Consider the following 21576-nt stretch of genomic DNA (forward strand, 5'->3'; position numbering starts at 1 on the left):
GCAAGCGTGTTTTTGATATGGTAATAGCCGGTCAAAATAATTGCACACCAGGCATTTTTATTATTAAACTAAATATACTATACAGAAAATTTTTAAAATAGTTCGTACACTTCACATGCTTATAACCCCCACTGACTACATCTCAAAATTAACACTTTAAATTATAATAATTATAATTTAGTATTGATTTTTTACTTAAAAATGTTATTATTATTTCTAACATAATAAAATTCAAATAAGAGGTGGTTCTAAGATGACAACAAACAAGAATAACTTAACGACTAGTTGGGGATCTCCGGTTGGAGATAATCAAAATTCGATGACCGCTGGTTCACGCGGACCTACTTTAATTCAAGATGTTCACCTTTTAGAGAAATTAGCCCATTTTAACCGAGAGCGTGTTCCTGAACGCGTCGTACACGCAAAAGGCGCCGGTGCCCACGGTTATTTTGAAGTGACAAACAATGTTTCAGCCTATACAAAAGCAGCTTTCCTTTCTGAAGTAGGAAAACGAACACCTCTATTTGTTCGCTTTTCAACAGTAGCTGGTGAAAACGGCTCAGCAGATACCGTTCGCGACCCTCGCGGATTTGCTGTTAAATTTTATACAGAAGAAGGCAACTACGACTTAGTCGGAAATAATACACCTGTATTTTTCATCCGAGATGCGATTAAATTTCCCGATTTTATTCATACACAAAAACGCGATCCACGCACGCATTTGAAAAACCCGACGGCCGTGTGGGATTTCTGGTCTTTATCTCCTGAATCTTTGCATCAAGTTTCTATTTTAATGTCTGATCGCGGTATCCCGGCAACGTTACGCCATATGCATGGATTTGGCAGCCATACATTTAAATGGGTTAATGCCGAAGGAGATGGCGTTTGGGTAAAATATCACTTTAAAACAGAGCAAGGCGTGAAAAATCTGTCTCCAGACGTAGCCGCAAAGCTAGCTGGTGAAAATCCAGATTATCATACTGAAGATCTATTTAATGCCATTGAAAAAGGCGATTTCCCTTCATGGAAGCTGTACGTTCAAATTATGCCATTAGAAGACGCTGATACGTATCGCTTTGATCCGTTTGACGTAACAAAGGTTTGGTCACAAAAAGACTATCCGTTAATTGAAGTAGGTCGCATGGTCTTGGACCGAAATCCAGAAAATTATTTTGCCGAAGTGGAGCAAGCTACATTCTCACCTGGAACGCTTGTACCGGGAATTGACGTATCACCTGATAAAATGCTGCAAGGTCGACTATTCGCATACAGCGATGCACATCGCTACCGCGTGGGTGCTAACCATCAAGCGCTACCTATTAACCGTCCGCGCAATGAAGTAAATAACTATCAGCGTGATGGTCAAATGCGCTTTGACGATAACGGCGGCCGTTCTGTTTACTATGAGCCAAACAGCTTTGGCGGTCCGACAGAATCTCATGAAAACAAACAAGCGGCATACCCTGTTTCAGGCGTTGCCGATAGTGTTGCATATGATCATAACGACCATTACACGCAAGCAGGTGACTTATACCGCCTTCTAAGCGAAGACGAGCGTACACGACTAGTTGCAAACATCGTTGAAGCTATGAAGCCTGTAGAAAAAGAAGAGATTAAACTGCGTCAAATTCAGCACTTCTACAAAGCGGATCCAGAGTATGGAACACGCGTTGCAGACGGTTTAGGATTGTCTGTTCCGCAGCAAGTAAAATAAAGATATCAGTTTTCCTAATGAGAAAATAAAGGTGTTTTTCTCATTTTAGATTTTCGTTTATTCTCAATTATTTTAACATTTTATCACTAAATAAGTATCCATATTTTATGGATACTTATTTAAATTCTTGTAAAAAGAGGAAGGGATGAAGAAATGATTGGACAAGAAATAAGATGTAATCAGTGTCATAGAGAAATAAAAGTACTAAAGCACAGTACACTTTGCGGTTGCGGAATAAAATTACGAACGCTAAAAAAAGAGAAGCAACCAGCATAATGAGGTTGCTTCTCTTTTTTACTAGATATGCTGTTTATATTCACTCACATTAAAGAGTAATCGTTACTTTAAATAAATCTCCGTCAATTTCAATATTCAATTCTCCTCCGTGCAAATCAATAATTGACTTAGCAATAGCTAAACCAAGTCCAGAGCCATCGGTTTGTCTTGAGGCGTCCCCTCTTTTAAATCGTTCAAACAGCTCATTGTTTACAACTAAAACTACATATTCGTCCATTGCTTTCTCAGTCTCCTTTCAAAAGTATGTCATGGGTCATTTCGTCTATGGGTTTTATTGTAAACTGCATTTTTTAAGAAAAAAGAAGAGAAAATTTTAAGATTTTCTTAAGCGACATATATTGAAAAAGGTTTAAGGAATAGGGATAACAGGAACGTTAAAAGAAAAAATATAATCAATTCCTCATTTGATTCTAAAGAACTATCCGTGAGCGATTATATCTTTTTATTTAAAAGGAGGATGATTTAACTTGGAACGGAATCATACAATTATGCAATTTTTCGAATGGCATGTGCCAGCTGATGGCGAGCATTGGAAACGCCTCAAAGAGCTCGCTCCTCAACTAAAAGAACAAGGAATTGATTCCGTGTGGATTCCCCCGGTTACAAAAGGTGTTTCATCAGAGGATAATGGCTACGGCGTTTACGACTTATATGATCTTGGCGAGTTTGATCAAAAAGGAACCGTTCGTACAAAGTATGGAACCAAGCAAGAGCTGCATGAAGCAATTGATGCCTGTCATAATCACGGAATTAATGTCTATGTTGATATTGTGATGAATCATAAAGCTGCAGCGGATGAAAAAGAAACCTTCCACGTCATTGAAGTAGACCCCATGAACCGAACAGAAGAGATTTCTGAACCCTTTGAAATTGAAGGGTGGACAAAGTTTACATTTGAAGGGCGCGGCGATCAATATTCTTCTTTCAAATGGAACTTTAATCATTTTAATGGCACTGATTACGATGATAAAAACGGAAAAGAAGGTGTGTTTCGTATTGCCGGGGAAAACAAAAGCTGGAACGAAAATGTTGATCAAGAGTTTGGCAACTACGATTATTTAATGTTTGCGAATATTGATTACGACCACCCTGAAGTTCGAGAAGAAATGATCAAATGGGGAAAATGGTTAGCAGACACCCTGCAGTGCGACGGTTACCGATTAGACGCCATTAAACATATTAACCATGATTTTATTAAAGAGTTTGCTCACGAATTGTCCTCTTCTCAAGAAAAGCCATTTTATTTTGTGGGAGAGTTTTGGAATCCAGAATTAACAGCCTGTCAGGAATTTTTAGACGTTATTGATTATCAAATTGATTTGTTTGACGTATCGCTGCATTACAAACTGCATGAAGCCTCTCAGCAAGGAAGAGATTTTGATTTAACCACAATTTTTGATGATACATTGGTTAAGACTCATCCGTTGAATGTTGTCACATTTGTAGATAACCATGACTCTCAGCCAAATGAATCTTTAGAATCTTGGGTAGAAGATTGGTTCAAACAAAGTGCTTACGCTCTAATTTTACTTCGTGAAGACGGCTATCCTTGTGTATTTTACGGAGACTATTTTGGGATAGGTGGAGAGCATCCAATTGAGGGAAAAGAAAAAGATATTTCTGCTCTCTTGCACGTACGCTATGACAAAGCATACGGACAGCAAGACGATTATTTTGATCACCCGAATACCATTGGATGGGTAAGGCATGGTGTAGAGGAATTTGATAAGTCTGGATGCGCTGTGGTGATGTCAAACGGCGAAGACGGCGAAAAGAGAATGTTCGTCGGCGAACACCGAAGCGGACAAACGTGGATCGACTTCACAAAGAACCGAGAAGACCAAGTTGTGATTGAAGAAGACGGCTACGGACACTTCCCTGTAAATGGCGGCTCTGTATCCGTTTGGGCTGAAGCATAAAAAAACAGTGGCCTGCGCCACTGTTTTTTTTACCATAGACCTAGCAGTTTCCACCACAAGCCGCCAATTCCAATCCAAATGATAATATGAATAATTGAAATTAAAAAGCCGAGCGACCACCATTTTTGCTGCGTTACATATCCACTACCGAAGAACACCGGTGCCGGTCCACTGCCGTAGTGAGTTAAACAGCCAAATAAATTGCTAAAGAACGCTAAAATTAATGCTGACAGTAACGGAGGCGCACCAGCGGCCACGATGACAGATAGAAATGCTGCGTACATAGCGCTGACGTGAGCCGTGTTACTCGCAAAAAAGTAGTGAGAATAAAAATACGCAATAGCTAGTACAATCAACGCCGTCATCCAAGACATATGACTAACAGTGCCTTTCATCAGATCACTGAACCAAGGAATCATGCCTAGATCATTTAAGAAAGTTGCCATCATAACCAAAACAGCAAACCAGACTAATGTATCCCATGCTCCCTGTTCTTTTTTGATGTCCGACCAGCTTAACACTTGCGTTAAAAGCAGCGCACATAGACCAATAAAAGCAGTTGTTGTTGCATTAATATTTAAATTAGCGCCAAAAATCCACAGCACAAGAAGAAGTAAAAATACCCCAATCATGTACCATTCTTCTTTCTTTAGCGGGCCCATTTCATTTAGTTTTTTTGCTGCAATTTCAGATGCTTCCGGCGTTTCTTTTAATTCTGGCGGATACAGCTTATAAATAACGAGCGGAATCACAATTAAACTAATAATTCCAGGTACGATTGCAGCCGCTGCCCATCCAACCCATGAAATAGTCTTTCCTGTAATTTGTTCCGTCATTTTAACAGCAAGAGGATTGGCCGCCATTGCCGTTACGAACATAGCCGATGTAATCATATCTCCTTGAAACGATACCTTTGTTAAGAAAGCACCAACTCTGCGCTCCGTACCGTCTCCAGTTCTCGATCCGTATGTTTCAGATAAAGAACGAATGATTGGAAGAATAATTCCTCCAGCTCGTGCTGTATTAGACGGCATTGCAGGTGATAAAAGTAAATCACTTACGATAAGAGAATACGATAGTCCCAACGTCTTTTTACCGAACAAACGAACAAAGATATAGGCAACCCTTGTTCCTAGACCAGTCTTAATAAAACCTCTAGAAATAAAGAATGCAATAACGATCAACCAAATCGTCGTATTTTGAAAACCGCTGAGCGATTGTTCAAGTGTTAATGTATTAGTTAATACAATAATGGTTAAAGATAAAATAGCTACACTGCCTAATGGCAATGGTTTAATGATAAGACCTACGATAGTAGCCACAAAAATAGCGAATAAGTGCCAAGCCTTCACATCAAGTCCGGACGGAGGTGTAATAAACCATAAAACAAGTCCGATTGCCAGACAAATTAATAAAGGAATAAACTTCACTTCGCCGGCAGGCTTTTTAGTTGTTTCAGCCATAATCTTTCTCCTTTCATGTTTTTAAATAATAATAGTAGTATGCTCTTTCCCCTTCGTACCCAATACTTGTCCCCCTTAAAATAAAATAATTGTAAAAATACGTTTCATAAGGATGATATTGTAAATTTGTGAAGTGTTGAGCATAATTCCTTTATTATTTTATCATACATATTGACAATTTTTATCTTTCACCTTCATTTTATTCCCTTCAAAATAGCTTGTAAGCGTTATTTCATCAAAATAAATAAGCTGCATGAGTTCATCATGCAGCCTTGCATTTAACGATTTACTTTTTGAATAAACACGACTTTGAGATAATCACCTGACTTAAATTCTTTTATTGTTTTAAAATCAGCTGGAAGAGAGAACTGCTCCATCATTTTGTAACGTTCCCCTTTTTCGTTAAAAGCTTTTTCAATAAACGAATGAAATTTTTTCATATCAAAATTACTTGCATTCGTCGAAGCTACAATGACACCATTTGGCTTTGTAAGAGCAATGGCTTCTTTTAATAAATCTTTGTAGTCTTTTGCCGCGCTGAACGTATGCTTTTTCGATTTAGCAAAGCTCGGCGGATCTAGCACCACAAGATCGAACGTCATATTCTTCTTAACCGCATATTTAAAATACTTAAAAACATCTTCCACAATAATGTCCTGTGCTTCGTGATCAATTCCATTTACACTAAATTGCTCAATTGTTTTTGCCAAGCTGCGATTGGCCAAGTCGACACTTGTTGTTTTCGCAGCTCCTCCAAGAGCGGCCGCCACTGAAAATGCGCCTGTATACGAAAACATGTTTAGAACGGTCTTTCCTTTTGCATATTTATCTCGAATCGTTTTACGGACGTCTCGCTGATCTAAAAAGACCCCAACCATCGCTCCGTCATTTAAATAAACGGCAAAACGAATACCATTTTCTCTTACAATTAAAGGGAACTCACCTTTATCCCCTACTACAAAATCATCTTCTTCAATATACTGCCCTTTTACATTGAAACGTTTTTTCTGGTACAGCCCTTTAAAGTTAGGCGCAGATTTTAAAGCTTCAATAACGTATTCTTTAAATTGATAAATTCCTTCACTATACCAGCTCGTGACGTAATATCCGTCATAATAATCAATGATTAAGCCGCCAATTCCGTCACCTTCACTATTAAATACACGAAAAGCAGTTGTATCTTCAGACGCATAAAAATCGTGACGAGAGGCAATAGCTCGCTGAATTTTTCGTACAAAAAACGCCGCGTCAATTTGTTCACTTTTCTTCTTCGTCAGAATCCATCCGTAGCCTTTGTTTTGTTTTCCATAATAGCCTTTGGCTAAGAATTGATTTTTTGGAGTGACTAAGTTAATAATAACGCCTTCTTCTTGCAGTTTATGACCATCAACAAGCGCATCTTTTTCAATGAGTGGATAACCTTTATTCACTTTTTTAATAAAAGCTTCTTTGGCTATAACTTGTACTTCTTTTCTCATGTGTACACCCTATCTATTTAATTTAGTTCATTCTAGTTTTATCCATTTTACGAGAATAATCTACATTTATCTTAACATAGATAACCGGTAATGTTTCCAGTTACAAAATAGAAAAGCAGAGGATGCCTTGAAGCACCCTCTGCTTGATATGAATGAAAAATGAAATGTATGTTTTATGTTTTAAGATAAAAAATTATGAGCACTCTTGTCCAGTATATGCATCGAACTTAAGCGTCTGCTGCTTGCTTCCGCTCACTAAAGTCACCACGTATACAGTTATTGAGTTTTCTGTTATAAGCTCAATATGCTCTACTTTTCCTTCTTGATGTTTTAAAGCAAGAACTTTTACAGCGGTCTCCGTTAACGGCTGAAGCTTATCATGTTTTACATGTGTGATTTCACCCGAAACCGCATCGATTGTAACGGTGTATTCCGTATTATCTTTGATTATTTTTACTGTGAAAATCGCTGCGTTTTGATCATATTCTACCGTTTTCACCTTACCTGCATATGTAGCCAATGCAAGATCTTTTGCATCTTGTCTCGTTAATAGCTTCACTTCTTGCTGAGAAGTATTAACTACTTTTCCTGTGAAAGCATCTAACGTTACCGTATATTGAGTGCTATCTTTAAGAATCACTGCGACATACTGACTAGCGGATTCTTTAAACTCTAGACTATATACGTAACCACTATATTGTTTAACAATTGCTTCTTTTATTTTTTGCTCTGATATTAGCTGCAGCTCTTTTTTATTCTCATGAATGACTTTCCCCGTTAGACCATCCACGGTTAGCATATATTCTACTTTGCCATCTACTACAGTTAACGTATATTCATTCGTTTCTTTGTTAAATGTAATAGATTGAATCGCTCCTGTATACTGCTTAGAAATGGATTCTTTCACTTGATTTTGTGTCCATAACTTCACTTCTTGCTTCTTCACTACTTTTCCAGTGCTTGCGCTTACTTCTACGATTCTTTGCTCAAGGTTATTCGTTACAATTGTAATCACATACACACTTGATTCTTGCTTAAATTCCGTAGATGTGACTGTCCCGTCGCAATCTTGCAGAGCAATACCATTTGCCTGAGCTTGCGAGATACTGACATGTTCAGTTGTCTCTGCTTTCGCTGTCTTCATCTCTGCAGCGTGACTCGTTGTAATAGAGCTAAATGCAACTGCAGCTCCTAAAGCAGATGTAGACAATACTTTTGCCCATTTAATCATCCTTACATTTCCTCCTCCTTCACCATTAGACTTTCCGTCTATGGCGTTCTATCTAGTACGCCGTTCATTATGCAAAAGATTTCTGAGAATAAGACGAATAGAAGCTTAAAGTTAGCTGAAGATATAAGAATAGCTACTATTTTTCAGCTTGCTTTCAGCTATTATTCAGGGCTGTTTCAGATAAAAAAGCATAATAGAAAGTAGAGGAGCAAAGGAGTTTTCACCATGATGGATCAACTAAAAGGAATTAAAGTCTTGCTTATAGATGACGAACCAACTATTTTACAGTTTTTATCTTTAGGGTTAACGAATGAAGGATTTGATATCAAAGCTGCCCAAGACGGAATGGAAGGCATTAATATAGCCAAAGAATTCAAGCCTCATATCGCTATTGTAGATGTTATGCTTCCGGGAATGGATGGATTTGAAGTATGCCGCTTGTTAAAGAAAATGGGGAATATAGCTGTCATCATGCTAACAGCAAAAGATCAAGTGGACGATCGAGTAAAGGGGCTGACTATTGGAGCAGATGATTATATGGTCAAACCCTTCAGTTTTGAAGAACTTCTTGCGCGCATTCAAGCTAGAATCCGCAATCAATTTCCCAACTTATTAGACGAAGTATCCATCGGTCCATTTAAAATTGATGACCGCCGCAAAGAAATTAAATACCTTAATCACATACTTGATTTATCCCCTACTGAATATGCACTCTTAAAATTCTTAGTTATTAATCACGGTCTCGTACTAAGTAAATCCACCATTTTAGATCGAGTGTGGGGATATGATTTTGGAGGAGAAGAAAACATTGTTGAAGTATACATTCGATCACTGAGAGAAAAATTACAGGACCATAGCCGAACCGTTATTCGAACGCTTCGCGGTGTAGGGTACCGGATTGATATTTCATGAAGCACAAACGTTTCTTTCATTTGAACTCTCTTCGCCTTCAGCTTTTATCTAGAAGTTTACTCGTTATTTTGAGTTTACTGATGCTGATAGGCGTTTTTCAATACGTATTTATGAAGCAATTTATTTACACAAATAAAATTAGAAGCATCGAAGACCAAATTCACTTAATTCCCGATGATGTCTGGAAGCACGATATTGAAACAAGCCAGAATGTAAAACAATCATCAAGACCAATGGTTTATTTCCCGGGCGTTAATATTACCTTTATCAATCAAAAAAGCACCTTTTTACGGCTGGCTAAGGATCCACATCATTCTTACTTCCCTAAGCTTTCTGCATCTGCATACAAACAAGTAATGAAAAACAGCAACCAGCCGGACAACACGACGAGCCTCATAAAAAAAATGGATGGTCATCAAGAGCAAGTCATTGTTTTAAAACCCATTATCTTTGATGGAGAAATACAGGGAGTTATTCAAATTAATACTCCCACAGAATCATTAAGAGACCTCTTAATCAGACAAATGGTCATCTTTTTAATGCTTTCACTTACCGCAATGACCATTGCTTTTTTTGTTTTTTCTTCTGTTTTAAAACAGACGTTAGTCCCTTTGTTTACTACTACTAAAAAAGTGGAGCATATTAATGCCGGAAGCTTACATGACCGCTTACCTGTTAATCAAGGACAAATCGAAATGGATCGCCTTTCTCTTTCTATTAATGAAATGCTTGAACGTCTTGAAAAAGCATTTAAAGCAGAAACAGAAGCCAAAGAACAAATGCGGCGTTTTGTTGCGGATGCTTCGCATGAACTGCGAACGCCGCTTACATCTATTCACGGCTTTTTAGAAGTTTTATTAAGAGGGGCTAGCAGTAATCCAGATCAATTAAACGACGCATTAAAAAGCATGTATGGAGAGTCCAAAAGACTGCACAAACTTATTCAGGATCTTCTGCTTCTTGCTCAGCTTGATCAACTTCCACCGTTTCAAAAAGAATACTGTTTTGTAGATGAGTTGATTTTAGACATGAAACCTCAACTCATACTATTGGCGGGGAACAGAAAGGTTTTATTCGACTTTCCAAGCCGTTTACCATCAGACATTAACAAAGATCAATTTAAACAAGTTGTTTTAAACTTATTTTCCAACGCCGTACAGCATACAAATCCAACTACAGGAGTTATTCAAGTGATAGGAAAAATAAATGAGAAAGAACTTTCGTTAATAATACAAGATAACGGTCATGGTATTCCTCAAGAACACCTTCCTCATTTATTTGAGCGATTTTACAAAGCTGATGCTTCACGCTCTCGGGCATATGGAGGAGCGGGCTTAGGCTTGGCCATTAGCGCATCTATTATAGAGCTGCACGGGGGGAAAATACATGTAGAAAGCAAATTGAATGCAGGAACTGCTTTTGAAATCGTATTGCCCTTGACATAAAAAAGACGATTGCCTTGAAGCAATCGTCTTTTTTATCAAATCAGCATACTTTTCCTGTTTGAGGGCTGATTTTTACAGTATGTTTTATATTGTCTGTTCCTTTGATCACAAACGTGTACGCTTGTTCACTGAATGAAACAGATTGAACCGTTCCTTTGTGCTGTTGAAGAGCAGCTTGTTTAGCTTGTTCTTGCGTAAACTTTACCGCTTCGACTTTGATTACTTTTCCCGTTTCAGCGTTTATTTTCACATGGTGATCTTTGTTATCTTTCCCGTGAATTAAAAATGTGTATACATCATTTGCATATGAACTCGATTGAATCGTTCCACTGCAATTTTTTAATGCAATTGATTGAACCTGTGCTTTTGTAAATGCAGCGCTTTGAATTTGAATCACTTTTCCACTTTGTGCATTGACTTTTACGTGGTGATCACGGCTATCGTTTCCATGAATTAAGAACGTATACACTCCATCGTTGAAGCCTACCGACTTAACCGTTCCTCCACAGTTTTTCACCGCTACTGCTTGTGCCTCACTTTGAGAAAAAGATAGTTTTTCAACCTTTACCACTTTTCCGCTGTGTGCATTTACTTTCACATGATGGTCTTGATTATCTTTTCCGTGAATTAAAAACGTGTAGGCGTTATTTTCAAAAGAAACCGATTGAACCGTTCCTCCGCAGTTCTTTAAGGCAATTGTTTTTGCTTGAGCTTGTGTATATGTGGCCGCTTCAGTATGAGCCGACGCTTTTGTTGAAGTAATGTGCTGACCGTCTGAAGCAAATGCACTTGTCATTGAACCAAGAGCAATAGCTGTTCCAATTGTGGCACCTCCCACGGCTTTTGCTACTACTGCTTTTCCTGCTAATACTTTTCCAATCATGATTATACCTCCGCGTAATTTCCAATGTATTTACAGCACAAGCTAAAGGTTTTAACAGCGGTCATTTATCAAAATAGCGCCATTGGAGTAACGTTTTTTTCTGCTAAAATACCTTTCACTTTTGCTGTACGAGCCAAAGCGCTTCTTGTCCTCTTTAGCTATGTGTTTATTGTAAGAGCGGAACATGAATTCACTATGAAGCCCAGCTGAATGCTATCTGAACAAATTCTGAAAGATAGCTGAATAACTTCTAGTTAAACTTGTCATCTAAATGTTCAACGTTCTTAACAACAGCTCAACAAATCCAATGCTTCTCTTCATATTTCCTCAACAATCAAATGATTTAATAAATGTATGAATACGATTTGGAGGTTATCAACCATGAAAAAACGAGTATCTCTTGGACTATCTCTCACTCTCTTAGCTTCTAGCGCCGCTTCTGCTTTTGCAGCAGAGCATCATCCAGTTCAATATCCAAAACAAATCAAAAGCGTCGAGTTTCAGCCAATGAAAGCACCTACTACGATTGAAAATATGATTAAAACGTATACAGAGGCCTCTGTAAAAGTAACGTATAAAGATGGAAGTGTGGAAGAAACGCCGCTTAACTATAACCAACTCTTTCTTTCAAAAGATAAAATTGTCGATAATAAAGGAGAATTAATCGCCGCAGGTACACCAATCGATGCAAACGGGGATCCAATTATTGACCGAAGCGTTCCTGATCAGCCATCACCGTACGTATCAGACGCGCCGGATTCAAACAGCTTTATTACCATTAACGGTAAGTCTTATATTATTTCACATTATGAATACGAATCTGTTAATAATGCTGGAAAAGAGATTTCCGGTCTTCCTGCTTCCATGACGCTTACACAAGTTGATCGAGATGATAAAACAGGAAAACTAACCGTCAACCATGCCAAAAAAATTGATTTTTCTAATGTAAATGGTTTGTGGACGCCGTGTAATGGCTCTACAACGGATTGGGGTACTCACCTCGGTTCAGAAGAATACGAGCCTGATGCACGCGCTTTTGAAGACCCTGCATCTAGCTCTTATAAAGACGTTACGAACTTCGCTAAGCTTTATTTCGGTGACACGTCAAAAGCAAACCCTTACTACTACGGCTGGATTCCAGAAATTTCAGTGGATGAAAGCGGCGATGCGTCTGTCGTAAAACATTACAGCACAGGCCGTTTTTCACATGAAATGATGCAGGTACTTCCAGATAATAAAACCGCTCTTTTTGGAGACGATGGGTCTAATACCATGATGTTTATGTATGTAGCAGATAAGGAAAAAGACTTCTCAGCAGGAACTCTTTATGCCGCAAAGTTTAAACAAACGAGCACAAAAAATGGAGGGAAAGGCGACCTTCAGTGGATTAAGCTTGGCCATGCAACAGACAATGAAGTGAAAACAATAATCGACAAAGGCACAAAATTTAGTGATATTTTTGAAACAGCCGACCAGCCTACAAAAGGATTTAAAGCAGTCAAAACCGCCGCAAGTAAAAAAGTTGAATATTTAAAAGTAAAGCCTGGCATGGAAAAAGCAGCTGCCTTTTTAGAATCACGCAGATACGGTGCGATTCTAGGTGCCACGTCTGAATTCAACAAGATGGAAGGACTAACGGTTAATAAAAAAGACAAAAAAGCGTATATGGCTATTTCTTACCAAAATAGTGCCATGCTAAAAGAGCCTGGTGCTGTACAAGATGATATTCAGCTTCCAAAATTAGAGTCTGGTGTGACCTACCAGCTGAACTTAGGCTCGCATCAAAAAGACCAAGCAAAAGGCAAGATTAACAGCCGCTACGTTCCTGCAAGTATGGAAGGGCTATTGATTGGACAAGACCTAGAAAAAGCAGATGCATACGGCAATACAGCGGATCCAAATAAAATTGCCAACCCTGATAACCTTACGTATTCAAATGACTTAAATACACTGTTTATCGGAGAAGACAGCTCACTGCACACAAACAACTTTGTATGGGCCTATAATGTAAAAACCAAAAAACTATCACGCATCCTTTCGGTTCCAGTGGGAGCAGAAGCAACAGGACTTCGTGCAGTAGAAAACATTAAAAACTCTCGCTACGTACTAAGCAACTATCAGCACCCGGGCGAGGACATCAGCGACAAAAATATTACCGCTGTTGATAAAGAAGAGTTAGCTAATGCAATGAAAGAAAGCATTGGCATTCAAGAAACAGGTGGTGTCGGATACATTTCTGGACTGCCTTCTAAGGACGGCGCTCCTTACAAAAAGCATTAATACGTAATGAAACCACGTCTGTTGTGAGTGACAGACGTGGTTTTAGTATGTTTATTTTATATACTATAGAATAACTCCACTATGATCTATGAACAAATCACCTAGGATATAACCCGCTACTCTCCTATGTTATGATAAAGTAAAAAGCTACTTAAGGAGGATGACTAATGAAGAAAAAAGTAAAAGTCGTTGCCGCAGTAATCGAAAATGAAAAAGAAGAAGTACTTTGTGCCTTGCGCTCCAATAATATGTCACTAGCGAACTTATGGGAATTTCCTGGTGGTAAAGTAGAAGAAGGCGAAGATATTTACTCTGCTTTAGTTAGAGAAATTGAAGAAGAGCTACATTGTAAAGTAAAAACGATTGATTTACATAATGAACACGTACACGAATACGAAACATTTATTATTGAACTTATTGCAATTAAAGCAGAAATCATAGAAGGCACCCCTCAACCAACCGAGCATGCAAAGCTACTTTGGCTAAACAAAGAAAATCTCCTTTCACTTGTTTGGGCTCCTGCAGATATTCCGGCAGTTGAATTATTGGTGAAAGAAAAATGAGGATGGGACATAACGAAATGAATTCCATCTAACGACGAACAAATGGGATACACGAGGTGAATCGCTTGTGACACCGCAGTTGATTGGAGTGCAAGGCTTCGCCTTGCACTCCAATCAACTTCTAGAAGGAACGAAACAGATAAGATCTACGTTCACCGTAACAAAAAAACGAACTACTAATCAAACAGTTTGATTAATGGTTCGTTTTTCACTTCAACTACACTACTTTTGTCCCGCCTTCATACTTTTTCAGTAAACTCCGTATACAAAAGCTTTGGCACTTCGTGTTCAAGCTCTAAAATAACTGTGATTGGCTTTTCACCATGATACTCGACCGTGTTTCCTTTTCCAATATAGATGAACGGCTCGGTCTTACCGTCAATTTCACGGTATTTTCGTATAAATAAGTGTAGATGAATGCCTCTGTCTTTATTAAAAATAATATTCTTTCCTCGCTCAGACGTCTGTGCCGTACTGTTTGGTGTTTGCCAGTGGAACGTACGCTTATCAATGAACTTGTCCTGATAGTTAATACTTTCTTTAATATCTTCTTCCTTATGAAGATCAATAAATAAAAAGAACTCTTTTTCATTTACTAACAAGCCAGAACCACGGAATGAGCTATGCGTTTTACGATAGTTTGATAACAATGCGGGGTCCATCATGGTATATTGTTCATACAGTTTTAAATGTGGAATTCCATAATCTTCTTTTCCAAACTCTTTTTCATAGCGGAAAATTCCATAATCAATCGCGTCCTTAATGAACTGCTTAAACTGTGTATTATCCAGCACATTGGTAAAGCGCTCTGTTTTTACCGCTTCTTCTCCAGTAAACTCAATTAGCTTGAGCTTTGAACGAAGTTGACCGCTGTCGTAGTAGTCTTGATTTAACACTTCGAATGCGTGTTGTACTGAATCTTCTTCAACGTTATCTACATATTTTAAAACTTCTTGCTTCGCCTGGGACAATGAAATGTGATTGTGATTTAATAAATATTTTAAAATAACAAACTCGTAAACTCTCTTGATTGGCAGCTTGCTAGATAGCTCTTTTAGCGCACTTTCAAAGTCTTTATGCAATAAAAGTGATTTGAGCTGGTCGTCTTTTTCAGTCTTCGCTACAAACTGGAGATACGATTTTTCTTTATTAATAAACTTGATTGGATCTGGTGCTCCGTCAAATGTTAAATAATCCAACAAATAATAAGGAATTCTTCCTTGGTTTAGCTTTTTAAATTCATTGTATTCTTCTTTCAAATATTTCATGGAATTAAAGTTTTCATGATCAATTTGAGCTAAAATGCGATCGCGAGAAATCTCATCCATTTGAATATGCGTTGCCCCTGGAATACTTGGAAACCCTGTTGCGATGGCAACTTTTAAGCTTTCTTTATCGTAATAGCGGCTGCCGTTTAACGCGAGCGCAACTAAAAAGAGTTTGCTATGGTTTCCTATAAAGTCGAGCACTGTTAAAAATGACTTACTCTCATGCTTACGCAAGCCGCGCCCTAGCTGCTGTATAAATACAATAGGAGAGTTCGTTGGGCGAAGCATTAACACCGAATTCACTGATGGAATGTCGACACCTTCATTAAAAATATCAACAGAAAAAATAACTTCTAGTTCATCATCCTCGTTTTCTAAACGCTCAATATATGCTTGACGATAAGGAATCGAGTGACTCCCATGTAAAACCTCACTTTTATAGCCTCGCTTATTGAACTCTTCTGCCATATACTCTGCATGCTCAACGCTTGCGCAGAATCCGAGCGCTTTACGCTTTGGACCATCATGACCATAAAACTCCATTTTTTCAATAATAAAATCAACGCGCTCATTTACTTTTAAACGCTTGGTAACCTCTGTAATATCATCAATATCTATATCGCTTAAATCTACACCTTCAATATCTGTGATACCAAAGTAATGAAACGGCACCACCAATTGATCTTCCAACGCTTCATGAAGTCTCACTTCAATTCCAACATTATTATCAAACAGATCAAATACGTTCATGCTGTCACTTCGCTCCGGTGTAGCTGTCATTCCTAGCATAAAGACTGGGGTGAAATACTCCATTATCCTTTGATAAGATGGGCTCGTTGCGTGATGGGCTTCATCATAAATAATATAATCAAATTGGTCTCGATCGAATTCACTGTAATATTTCGTTAGTGTTTGAATCGTCGCAAATATGTAATCTGCCTCTTTATCCTTTGAATTCCCTGTCAAAAGACCAAAAGTCATCGATTCATTAACAAACAGTATTTCAAATGTTTCTTTTGCTTTTTTTAAAATCTCTTCTCTGTGTACAATAAAAAGCAGCCTTTTGGGTTTAACTTTCTGAACGTCAAAAGCTGACATATACGTTTTCCCTGTACCCGTAGCCGCAATTACAAGCGCTTTTGTTTCGCCAAAGCTACGCAAGCGTCTCAAGTTTTCCATCGCTCGCTGCTGCATTTTATTCGGGACAATATAGTTACTTCGTTCGAATACCTGCTGAGGCTTGTACGACGCTTCTTTTAAAGTACCTAAAAATTTCTCGTACTCCGTCAAAAACTCGCTCGTCGCATCATCACTGATCTCCCACAAATACTCATATTCCTTTAGTACATCTTGAACAAAAGGAGACTCACCCTTTGACACAACTTCCACATTCCACTCAATATTGCTTTTTAAAGCGCTTTGCGTTATATTCGCGGAACCTATAATCACTTTATAATCGTTTTCATACTCAAAAATATAAACCTTCGTATGAAACCCCTTCTCTTCGACTTCACTAAACACTTTAAGGTCAATATGATCAAAGTTCTTAATTTTCTCTAATGCCTTCACTTCTGTAAAATTCAGATAAGTTGATGTAATAATACGCCCTTCCACGCCTCGACTAGCCGCTTCCTTCAAAGGATCTAAAAGAAGCTGAAGTCCGCTAAAATTAATAAAAGCCACACTAAAATAAAAGCTTTTACACTGTTTTAAAGACGTTACAAGCTCATGCAAGAGACTGGTGTTTTTTGAATTGACTAGTAACCGATTATTCATTGACTCCACCTTTTTCCATTAAACTGTTAGTTTTAGTTTAGAGGTTCGGAAAGAAGGGATCAATAGGGTTGGTTAATTAAAAAAATGTCAAAGTTAGACTTAGAGATCTTTTTAATACTTTTTATTTATGGTATGGTTTTCCGTCAAAACAAAATGTCTTGTTCCCTTGCACTTTTCGTTCCATACCATTAAAGTATATATTGGTTGAAGTTTATACTAGCATTCAACCCGATAAAAGAAATTACACTTTTTAATTTTGGGAAGATGTTTTCCCTAAAAGAAAGGGTTTAGATATAAGATGAAAGATAATTTTTGGCATGAGTTGCCGCGTCCGTTTTTTATTTTGGCACCGATGGAAGCTGTGACGGATGTCGTTTTTCGCCATGTTGTGACTGAAGCAGCGCGACCTGACGTATTTTTTACAGAGTTTACGAATACGGAAAGCTACTGCCATCCGAAAGGAAAAGATAGCGTAAAAGGACGTTTGACGTTTACAGATGATGAACAGCCAATCGTTGCGCATATTTGGGGAGATAAGCCTGAATACTTCCGTCAAATGAGTATTGGCATGGCAGAAATGGGCTTTCGCGGCATTGATATTAATATGGGCTGCCCTGTACAGAACGTTGCAGGAAACGGAAAAGGTTCTGGTCTGATTCGCCGTCCAGATACTGCGGCTGAGATTATCCAGGCAGCCAAAGCTGGAGGGCTTCCAGTAAGCGTAAAGACTCGTCTTGGCTATACGCAAGTTGATGAGTGGTACGAATGGCTGAAGCACATTCTAGAACAGGATATCGTGAACCTTTCTATTCACCTTCGTACGAAAAAAGAAATGAGCGATGTTGACGCGCACTGGGAGTTAATTCCGGAGATTAAGAAGCTTCGTGACGAAATTGCGCCTCATACGCTTCTAACAATTAACGGTGATATTCCTGACCGCCAGAAAGGTCTTGAGCTTGCGGAGAAGTACGGCGTTGATGGAATCATGATTGGACGCGGAATTTTCCATAATCCGTTTGCGTTTGAAAAAGAAAAGAAAGAGCACACAAGCGAAGAGCTATTAGAACTTCTTCGCCTGCAGCTAGACCTTCATGACAAATATTCTGAAGAGCTAGAGCCGCGCCCTTTCAAACCGCTTCGACGCTTTTTCAAAATTTACGTTCGTGGATTCCGCGGTGCAAGTGAATTAAGAAATCTACTCATGAGCACGGAAACGACTGATGAAGTGCGTGCATTGCTTGATGAGTTTAAAGACAGAGCTGGAGTGAAAGAAGACGAAGGTTTTTCTGTTTCTTAAATAAAATCTTGTTTGCTTAAACTCGATTGTTCTAACATTTTATCGGAGAGAAGAACCTCTGGTTCCTTTTTATAGACGTTTGCTATTTATCCACATATGATAAAAGCTGAGGCAGAAGGTTTTACATTTCCTTCTGCCTCAGCTTTTAATGAAAAAATATCCACACGTTCTATTTATGATAAGGTTCATTTCGAATAATACGAAAAGCTCGGTAAATCTGTTCTACTAATACTAGGCGCATAAGCTGATGAGGAAAGGTCATTTTTGAAAAAGAAAGAGCTGCGTTTGAACGTTTCATTACTTCGCTGCTTAAGCCAAGCGATCCGCCAATGACAAACGCTACTTTACTTTTTCCGTAAGTAGCTAATGAATCGATTTCTTTTGCCAGTTCCTCGGAAGATTTTTGTTTTCCGTTGATAGCTAATGCGATCACGTGAGTATCATCTGAGATTTTCGCTAAGATGCGTTCTCCTTCTTTTTGTTTCACCTGTTCCATTTCAGATTCACTTAAGTTTTCGGGCGCTTTTTCATCTGCAAGCTCAATAATTTCTACTTTTGCATAGCTTGATAAACGCTTTAAATATTCTTCAATGCCTTGTTTTAAGTATTTTTCTTTTAACTTTCCAATGGTTATAATAGAGATATTCACAGGCTATTCTCCTCTCCTTTATCCCTTATCCACAGATATTATCCACATATCCACATGCTATATCCACATTTTGTATAAGAATATTAGTTCCCTACTACATATACAGCTTCATTGTCACAATATTCGCAGCTTTTTTTGTCAGTTGAATTTTCTATTTTTTCAAAAACCGGTGCTAGCTCAATCTCATCTACCATTACATCCAGGGCTAGTTCCGTGTGTTCTAAACAGCAATATATCTTCATGTATTTATCTTCCTTTCTCTATTCTTTTCATTAAAAAACCACAGGAGTTTATCCCCTGTGGATAACTTTTCTTTTACTTCATTTGACGCGTTAATTTTACTTCTGTGGATTTCTTTTTGCCATCACGATAGAACGTTACATTCATTTTATCGCCAATTTCTTTTTCAATGTAGAGGTGTTTGCGAAGTGTCGCAATATCCCTTACTTTGCTGTGATCTAGCTCAACAATCACATCATATTCCTTCAACCCAGCTTTAGCGGCTGGCGAACCTGGCTCGACTTTTAGAACAGCGACTCCGTTTACTACATCATGCGGTAACTTAAGGGTTTCTTTTAAATGATACCCTGATACCTCACTTAATGATAGTGTACTAACTCCAAGATACGGACGTCTAACTTCACCATATCGTTCTAAGTCATTAATAATGGGCCTAGCCATGTTAATGGGTATTGCAAGACCAATGCCTTCTACTGCTTCTTGGGCAATTTTCATGGAATTAATGCCTATTAATTCACCATCAATATTAACAAGAGCCCCCCCGCTATTGCCAGGGTTAATTGCGGCATCTGTTTGAATGACTTCTGATTGCCAATCAGGATTTCCATCGCCATTCAAATCTTGAGGAATGACACGGTTAACTCCTGAGACAACTCCTTGTGTAACGGATCCAGAAAATTGAAGGCCTAGCGGGTTTCCGATAGCAATCACTGGTTCACCAGCTTTAAGCTTATCAGAATTTCCGAAGGTAGCCACTTTTGTCACGTGACCTGCATCAATTTCAAGAACTGCTAAGTCCATTAAATCATCGCTGCCAAGAATTTTAGCTGATACCCTTGTACCGTTACTGAAGCTCACTTCAATTTCGTTAGCGCCTTTAATGACATGATAGTTTGTCACAATATAAGCTTTATTGCCTTGCTTTTTGTAAATAACACCTGAGCCTGTCCCGGCATCAGTTCGTTCATCATTCCAAAAGCTTTCAGAGTTCTGAATGTTTACAACTCCTACAACTGCTGCATTGGCTTCGGAAACAGCTTTTGTGACGGCCGTAGTGACGTCAAGAGATACTGACTTTTGTATCGTAGACCCTGTTTGTTCATCTCCGTTTTCATCATTCATCCATCCGTATGGCAAAATCCCGTTCCTCACCAAGGCTGGCATAAGAAGCAGTACAATAAGTGCACCTATAATAGCTCCAATCAGAGCAGAAGCGAAATATCCTCTGCGGCGTTTAGGCGGCCGACTATTCGGCTCTTGGCCTTCATCATAATGTTCCACACTATCACCGGACCCTTCATTTATCATCGTGAATGTCTGCATTCACGTACTAAATGAAGTTATTTTTCGCTTCCTTTCTAGAGACTATACATAAACAATATCAGTTGGTCTTTTTGGATCAGTATCACATAGAAGAATATTGTCCTCTACATTGATGTCTTTTTGTTGTAACACTTGTGCAACCGACATGCGGGCAATTTCCTTCATGTTATTGTCTTGACTCAAATGCGCCAAATAAATGCGTTTGGTTTGATCTCCAATCACATCTGCCATTGCAAGCGCCGCGTCTTCATTCGATACATGTCCCACGTCGCTTAGAATTCGTCTTTTAATGCTCCAAGGGTAGCGCCCCATTCTCAGCATTTCAACATCATGATTGCTTTCAAATACGTACATATCGCTATTTTTAATCGTACCTTTCATGCGGTCACTTACATAGCCGGTATCCGTAATAAGGGTTAATTTTTTAGACCCTTGATGAAAGACATAAAACATAGGCTCTGCGGCATCATGCGAAACGCCAAAAGACTCCACTTCCAATTGACCAAACGATTTCGTTTGGCCAATTTCAAAGTGAAACTTCTGTTCCGTATCAATATTGCCGATCAAGCCATCCATTGCGTTCCACGTTTTTTCATTTGCGAAAATAGGGAGCTTATATTTACGTGCCAGAACACCTAGTCCTTTAATATGGTCACTGTGTTCGTGAGTCACTAAAATTCCTGATAAATCCGGGATATTGCGATTTACTTGTTGAAAGAGAGCTTCCATTTGCTTTCCGCTCAGCCCTGCATCAACTAGTAAGGAATGTTCTCCATCACTTACTAAAATCGCATTTCCTGTGCTCCCACTCGCTAGCACGCTGAAATGCAGGCTCATT

The 21576-nt window shown here is 38.6% G+C and carries 16 protein-coding genes and 1 pseudogene; 7 read left to right on the plus strand and 10 right to left on the minus strand.

Annotated elements, in window-relative coordinates:
- Positions 1–253: 253 nt before the first annotated feature.
- Complete coding sequence (katA, locus tag NST66_RS25500; protein ID WP_154974078.1) at positions 254–1714, plus strand: catalase KatA; 1461 nt, start codon at positions 254–256, stop codon at positions 1712–1714.
- 325 nt (positions 1715–2039) lie between these two features.
- Here katA and NST66_RS25505 read toward each other — a convergent pair.
- Positions 2040–2240: pseudogene (locus tag NST66_RS25505) on the minus strand (ATP-binding protein); the annotation flags it as partial.
- 238 nt (positions 2241–2478) lie between these two features.
- On the opposite strand from NST66_RS25505, the gene NST66_RS25510 reads away from it, so the two are divergent.
- Complete coding sequence (locus tag NST66_RS25510; protein WP_047749557.1) at positions 2479–3930, plus strand: alpha-amylase; 1452 nt, start codon at positions 2479–2481, stop codon at positions 3928–3930.
- Positions 3931–3959: 29 nt separating this feature from the next.
- Here NST66_RS25510 and NST66_RS25515 read toward each other — a convergent pair whose 3' ends face one another.
- The 3 genes from NST66_RS25515 to NST66_RS25525 all read right to left on the minus strand — a co-directional run bounded on the left by NST66_RS25515 (position 3960) and on the right by NST66_RS25525 (position 8102).
- Positions 3960–5393: an anion permease gene (locus NST66_RS25515; protein ID WP_028411930.1), complete on the minus strand. Its 1434-nt coding sequence runs from the start codon at positions 5391–5393 to the stop codon at positions 3960–3962.
- A gap of 278 nt (positions 5394–5671) precedes the next feature.
- The gene (locus NST66_RS25520; protein ID WP_049166318.1) at positions 5672–6871 is read right to left on the minus strand and encodes a class I SAM-dependent rRNA methyltransferase; all 1200 of its coding nucleotides are present in this window, start codon (positions 6869–6871) and stop codon (positions 5672–5674) included.
- A gap of 193 nt (positions 6872–7064) precedes the next feature.
- On the minus strand, positions 7065–8102 hold the full coding sequence (locus NST66_RS25525; RefSeq protein ID WP_340843738.1) for a PepSY domain-containing protein: 1038 nt from the start codon (positions 8100–8102) through the stop codon (positions 7065–7067).
- A 228-nt stretch (positions 8103–8330) separates the two neighbouring features.
- Between NST66_RS25525 and NST66_RS25530 the strand changes: the two genes are divergently transcribed.
- Both NST66_RS25530 and NST66_RS25535 read left to right on the plus strand, forming a co-directional pair.
- The gene (locus NST66_RS25530) at positions 8331–9014 is read left to right on the plus strand and encodes a response regulator transcription factor (RefSeq protein ID WP_028409748.1); all 684 of its coding nucleotides are present in this window, start codon (positions 8331–8333) and stop codon (positions 9012–9014) included.
- Positions 9011–10459: a sensor histidine kinase gene (locus NST66_RS25535; protein ID WP_340843739.1), complete on the plus strand. Its 1449-nt coding sequence runs from the start codon at positions 9011–9013 to the stop codon at positions 10457–10459. Before NST66_RS25530 ends, NST66_RS25535 begins: the two co-directional genes overlap by 4 nt.
- 40 nt (positions 10460–10499) lie before the next feature.
- On the opposite strand, the gene NST66_RS25540 is transcribed toward NST66_RS25535, so the two are convergent.
- Positions 10500–11342 (minus strand): PepSY domain-containing protein, encoded by an 843-nt coding sequence (locus NST66_RS25540; protein ID WP_176344941.1) that lies wholly within the window; start codon positions 11340–11342, stop codon positions 10500–10502.
- Positions 11343–11723: 381 nt separating this feature from the next.
- Between NST66_RS25540 and NST66_RS25545 the strand changes: the two genes are divergently transcribed.
- Positions 11724–13622, plus strand: a complete 1899-nt coding sequence (locus NST66_RS25545; protein ID WP_325076053.1) for a PhoX family protein — start codon at positions 11724–11726, stop codon at positions 13620–13622.
- A 167-nt stretch (positions 13623–13789) separates the two neighbouring features.
- Positions 13790–14185, plus strand: a complete 396-nt coding sequence (locus tag NST66_RS25550) for a (deoxy)nucleoside triphosphate pyrophosphohydrolase (RefSeq protein WP_033580362.1) — start codon at positions 13790–13792, stop codon at positions 14183–14185.
- A 239-nt stretch (positions 14186–14424) separates the two neighbouring features.
- On the opposite strand, the gene NST66_RS25555 is transcribed toward NST66_RS25550, so the two are convergent.
- Positions 14425–17229, minus strand: a complete 2805-nt coding sequence (locus NST66_RS25555) for a DEAD/DEAH box helicase (protein ID WP_034263960.1) — start codon at positions 17227–17229, stop codon at positions 14425–14427.
- 298 nt (positions 17230–17527) lie between these two features.
- Here NST66_RS25555 and NST66_RS25560 point away from each other — a divergent pair, with 298 nt between their 5' ends.
- On the plus strand, positions 17528–18526 hold the full coding sequence (locus NST66_RS25560) for a tRNA dihydrouridine synthase (protein ID WP_028411924.1): 999 nt from the start codon (positions 17528–17530) through the stop codon (positions 18524–18526).
- Between the two features lie 169 nt (positions 18527–18695).
- Here NST66_RS25560 and rlmH read toward each other — a convergent pair whose 3' ends face one another.
- The 4 genes from rlmH to NST66_RS25580 all read right to left on the minus strand — a co-directional run bounded on the left by rlmH (position 18696) and on the right by NST66_RS25580 (position 21575).
- Entirely contained in the window at positions 18696–19175 is a 480-nt protein-coding gene (rlmH, locus tag NST66_RS25565) for a 23S rRNA (pseudouridine(1915)-N(3))-methyltransferase RlmH (RefSeq protein ID WP_028411923.1), read from the minus strand.
- Positions 19176–19258: 83 nt separating this feature from the next.
- Complete coding sequence (locus NST66_RS25570; protein ID WP_013059901.1) at positions 19259–19417, minus strand: CxxH/CxxC protein; 159 nt, start codon at positions 19415–19417, stop codon at positions 19259–19261.
- Between the two features lie 73 nt (positions 19418–19490).
- Positions 19491–20723 carry a S1C family serine protease gene (locus tag NST66_RS25575; RefSeq protein WP_034263968.1) on the minus strand — a complete coding sequence of 411 codons (1233 nt, stop codon included), beginning with the start codon at positions 20721–20723 and terminating at the stop codon, positions 19491–19493.
- A gap of 57 nt (positions 20724–20780) precedes the next feature.
- The gene (locus NST66_RS25580; RefSeq protein WP_014457688.1) at positions 20781–21575 is read right to left on the minus strand and encodes an MBL fold metallo-hydrolase; all 795 of its coding nucleotides are present in this window, start codon (positions 21573–21575) and stop codon (positions 20781–20783) included.
- Between the last annotated feature and the right edge of the window lies 1 nt (position 21576).

This window comes from Priestia sp. FSL W8-0524, from assembly GCF_038005965.1.
Lineage (GTDB): Bacteria > Bacillota > Bacilli > Bacillales > Bacillaceae_H > Priestia > Priestia zanthoxyli.

What these genes read in the sequence shown, in the direction of transcription:
- NST66_RS25525 (WP_340843738.1), bottom strand. Translation starts at nt 8,102, where the DNA reads ATGATTAAATGGGCAAAAGTATTGTCTACATCTGCTTTAGGAGCTGCA.
- NST66_RS25550 (WP_033580362.1), top strand. Translation starts at nt 13,790, where the DNA reads ATGAAGAAAAAAGTAAAAGTCGTTGCCGCAGTAATCGAAAATGAAAAA.
- NST66_RS25575 (WP_034263968.1), bottom strand. Translation starts at nt 20,723, where the DNA reads ATGATAAATGAAGGGTCCGGTGATAGTGTGGAACATTATGATGAAGGC.
- katA (WP_154974078.1), top strand. Translation starts at nt 254, where the DNA reads ATGACAACAAACAAGAATAACTTAACGACTAGTTGGGGATCTCCGGTT.
- NST66_RS25520 (WP_049166318.1), bottom strand. Translation starts at nt 6,871, where the DNA reads ATGAGAAAAGAAGTACAAGTTATAGCCAAAGAAGCTTTTATTAAAAAA.
- NST66_RS25580 (WP_014457688.1), bottom strand. Translation starts at nt 21,575, where the DNA reads ATGAGCCTGCATTTCAGCGTGCTAGCGAGTGGGAGCACAGGAAATGCG.
- NST66_RS25530 (WP_028409748.1), top strand. Translation starts at nt 8,331, where the DNA reads ATGGATCAACTAAAAGGAATTAAAGTCTTGCTTATAGATGACGAACCA.
- NST66_RS25540 (WP_176344941.1), bottom strand. Translation starts at nt 11,342, where the DNA reads ATGATTGGAAAAGTATTAGCAGGAAAAGCAGTAGTAGCAAAAGCCGTG.
- NST66_RS25515 (WP_028411930.1), bottom strand. Translation starts at nt 5,393, where the DNA reads ATGGCTGAAACAACTAAAAAGCCTGCCGGCGAAGTGAAGTTTATTCCT.
- NST66_RS25560 (WP_028411924.1), top strand. Translation starts at nt 17,528, where the DNA reads ATGAAAGATAATTTTTGGCATGAGTTGCCGCGTCCGTTTTTTATTTTG.
- NST66_RS25570 (WP_013059901.1), bottom strand. Translation starts at nt 19,417, where the DNA reads ATGAAGATATATTGCTGTTTAGAACACACGGAACTAGCCCTGGATGTA.
- NST66_RS25545 (WP_325076053.1), top strand. Translation starts at nt 11,724, where the DNA reads ATGAAAAAACGAGTATCTCTTGGACTATCTCTCACTCTCTTAGCTTCT.
- NST66_RS25535 (WP_340843739.1), top strand. Translation starts at nt 9,011, where the DNA reads ATGAAGCACAAACGTTTCTTTCATTTGAACTCTCTTCGCCTTCAGCTT.
- NST66_RS25555 (WP_034263960.1), bottom strand. Translation starts at nt 17,229, where the DNA reads ATGAATAATCGGTTACTAGTCAATTCAAAAAACACCAGTCTCTTGCAT.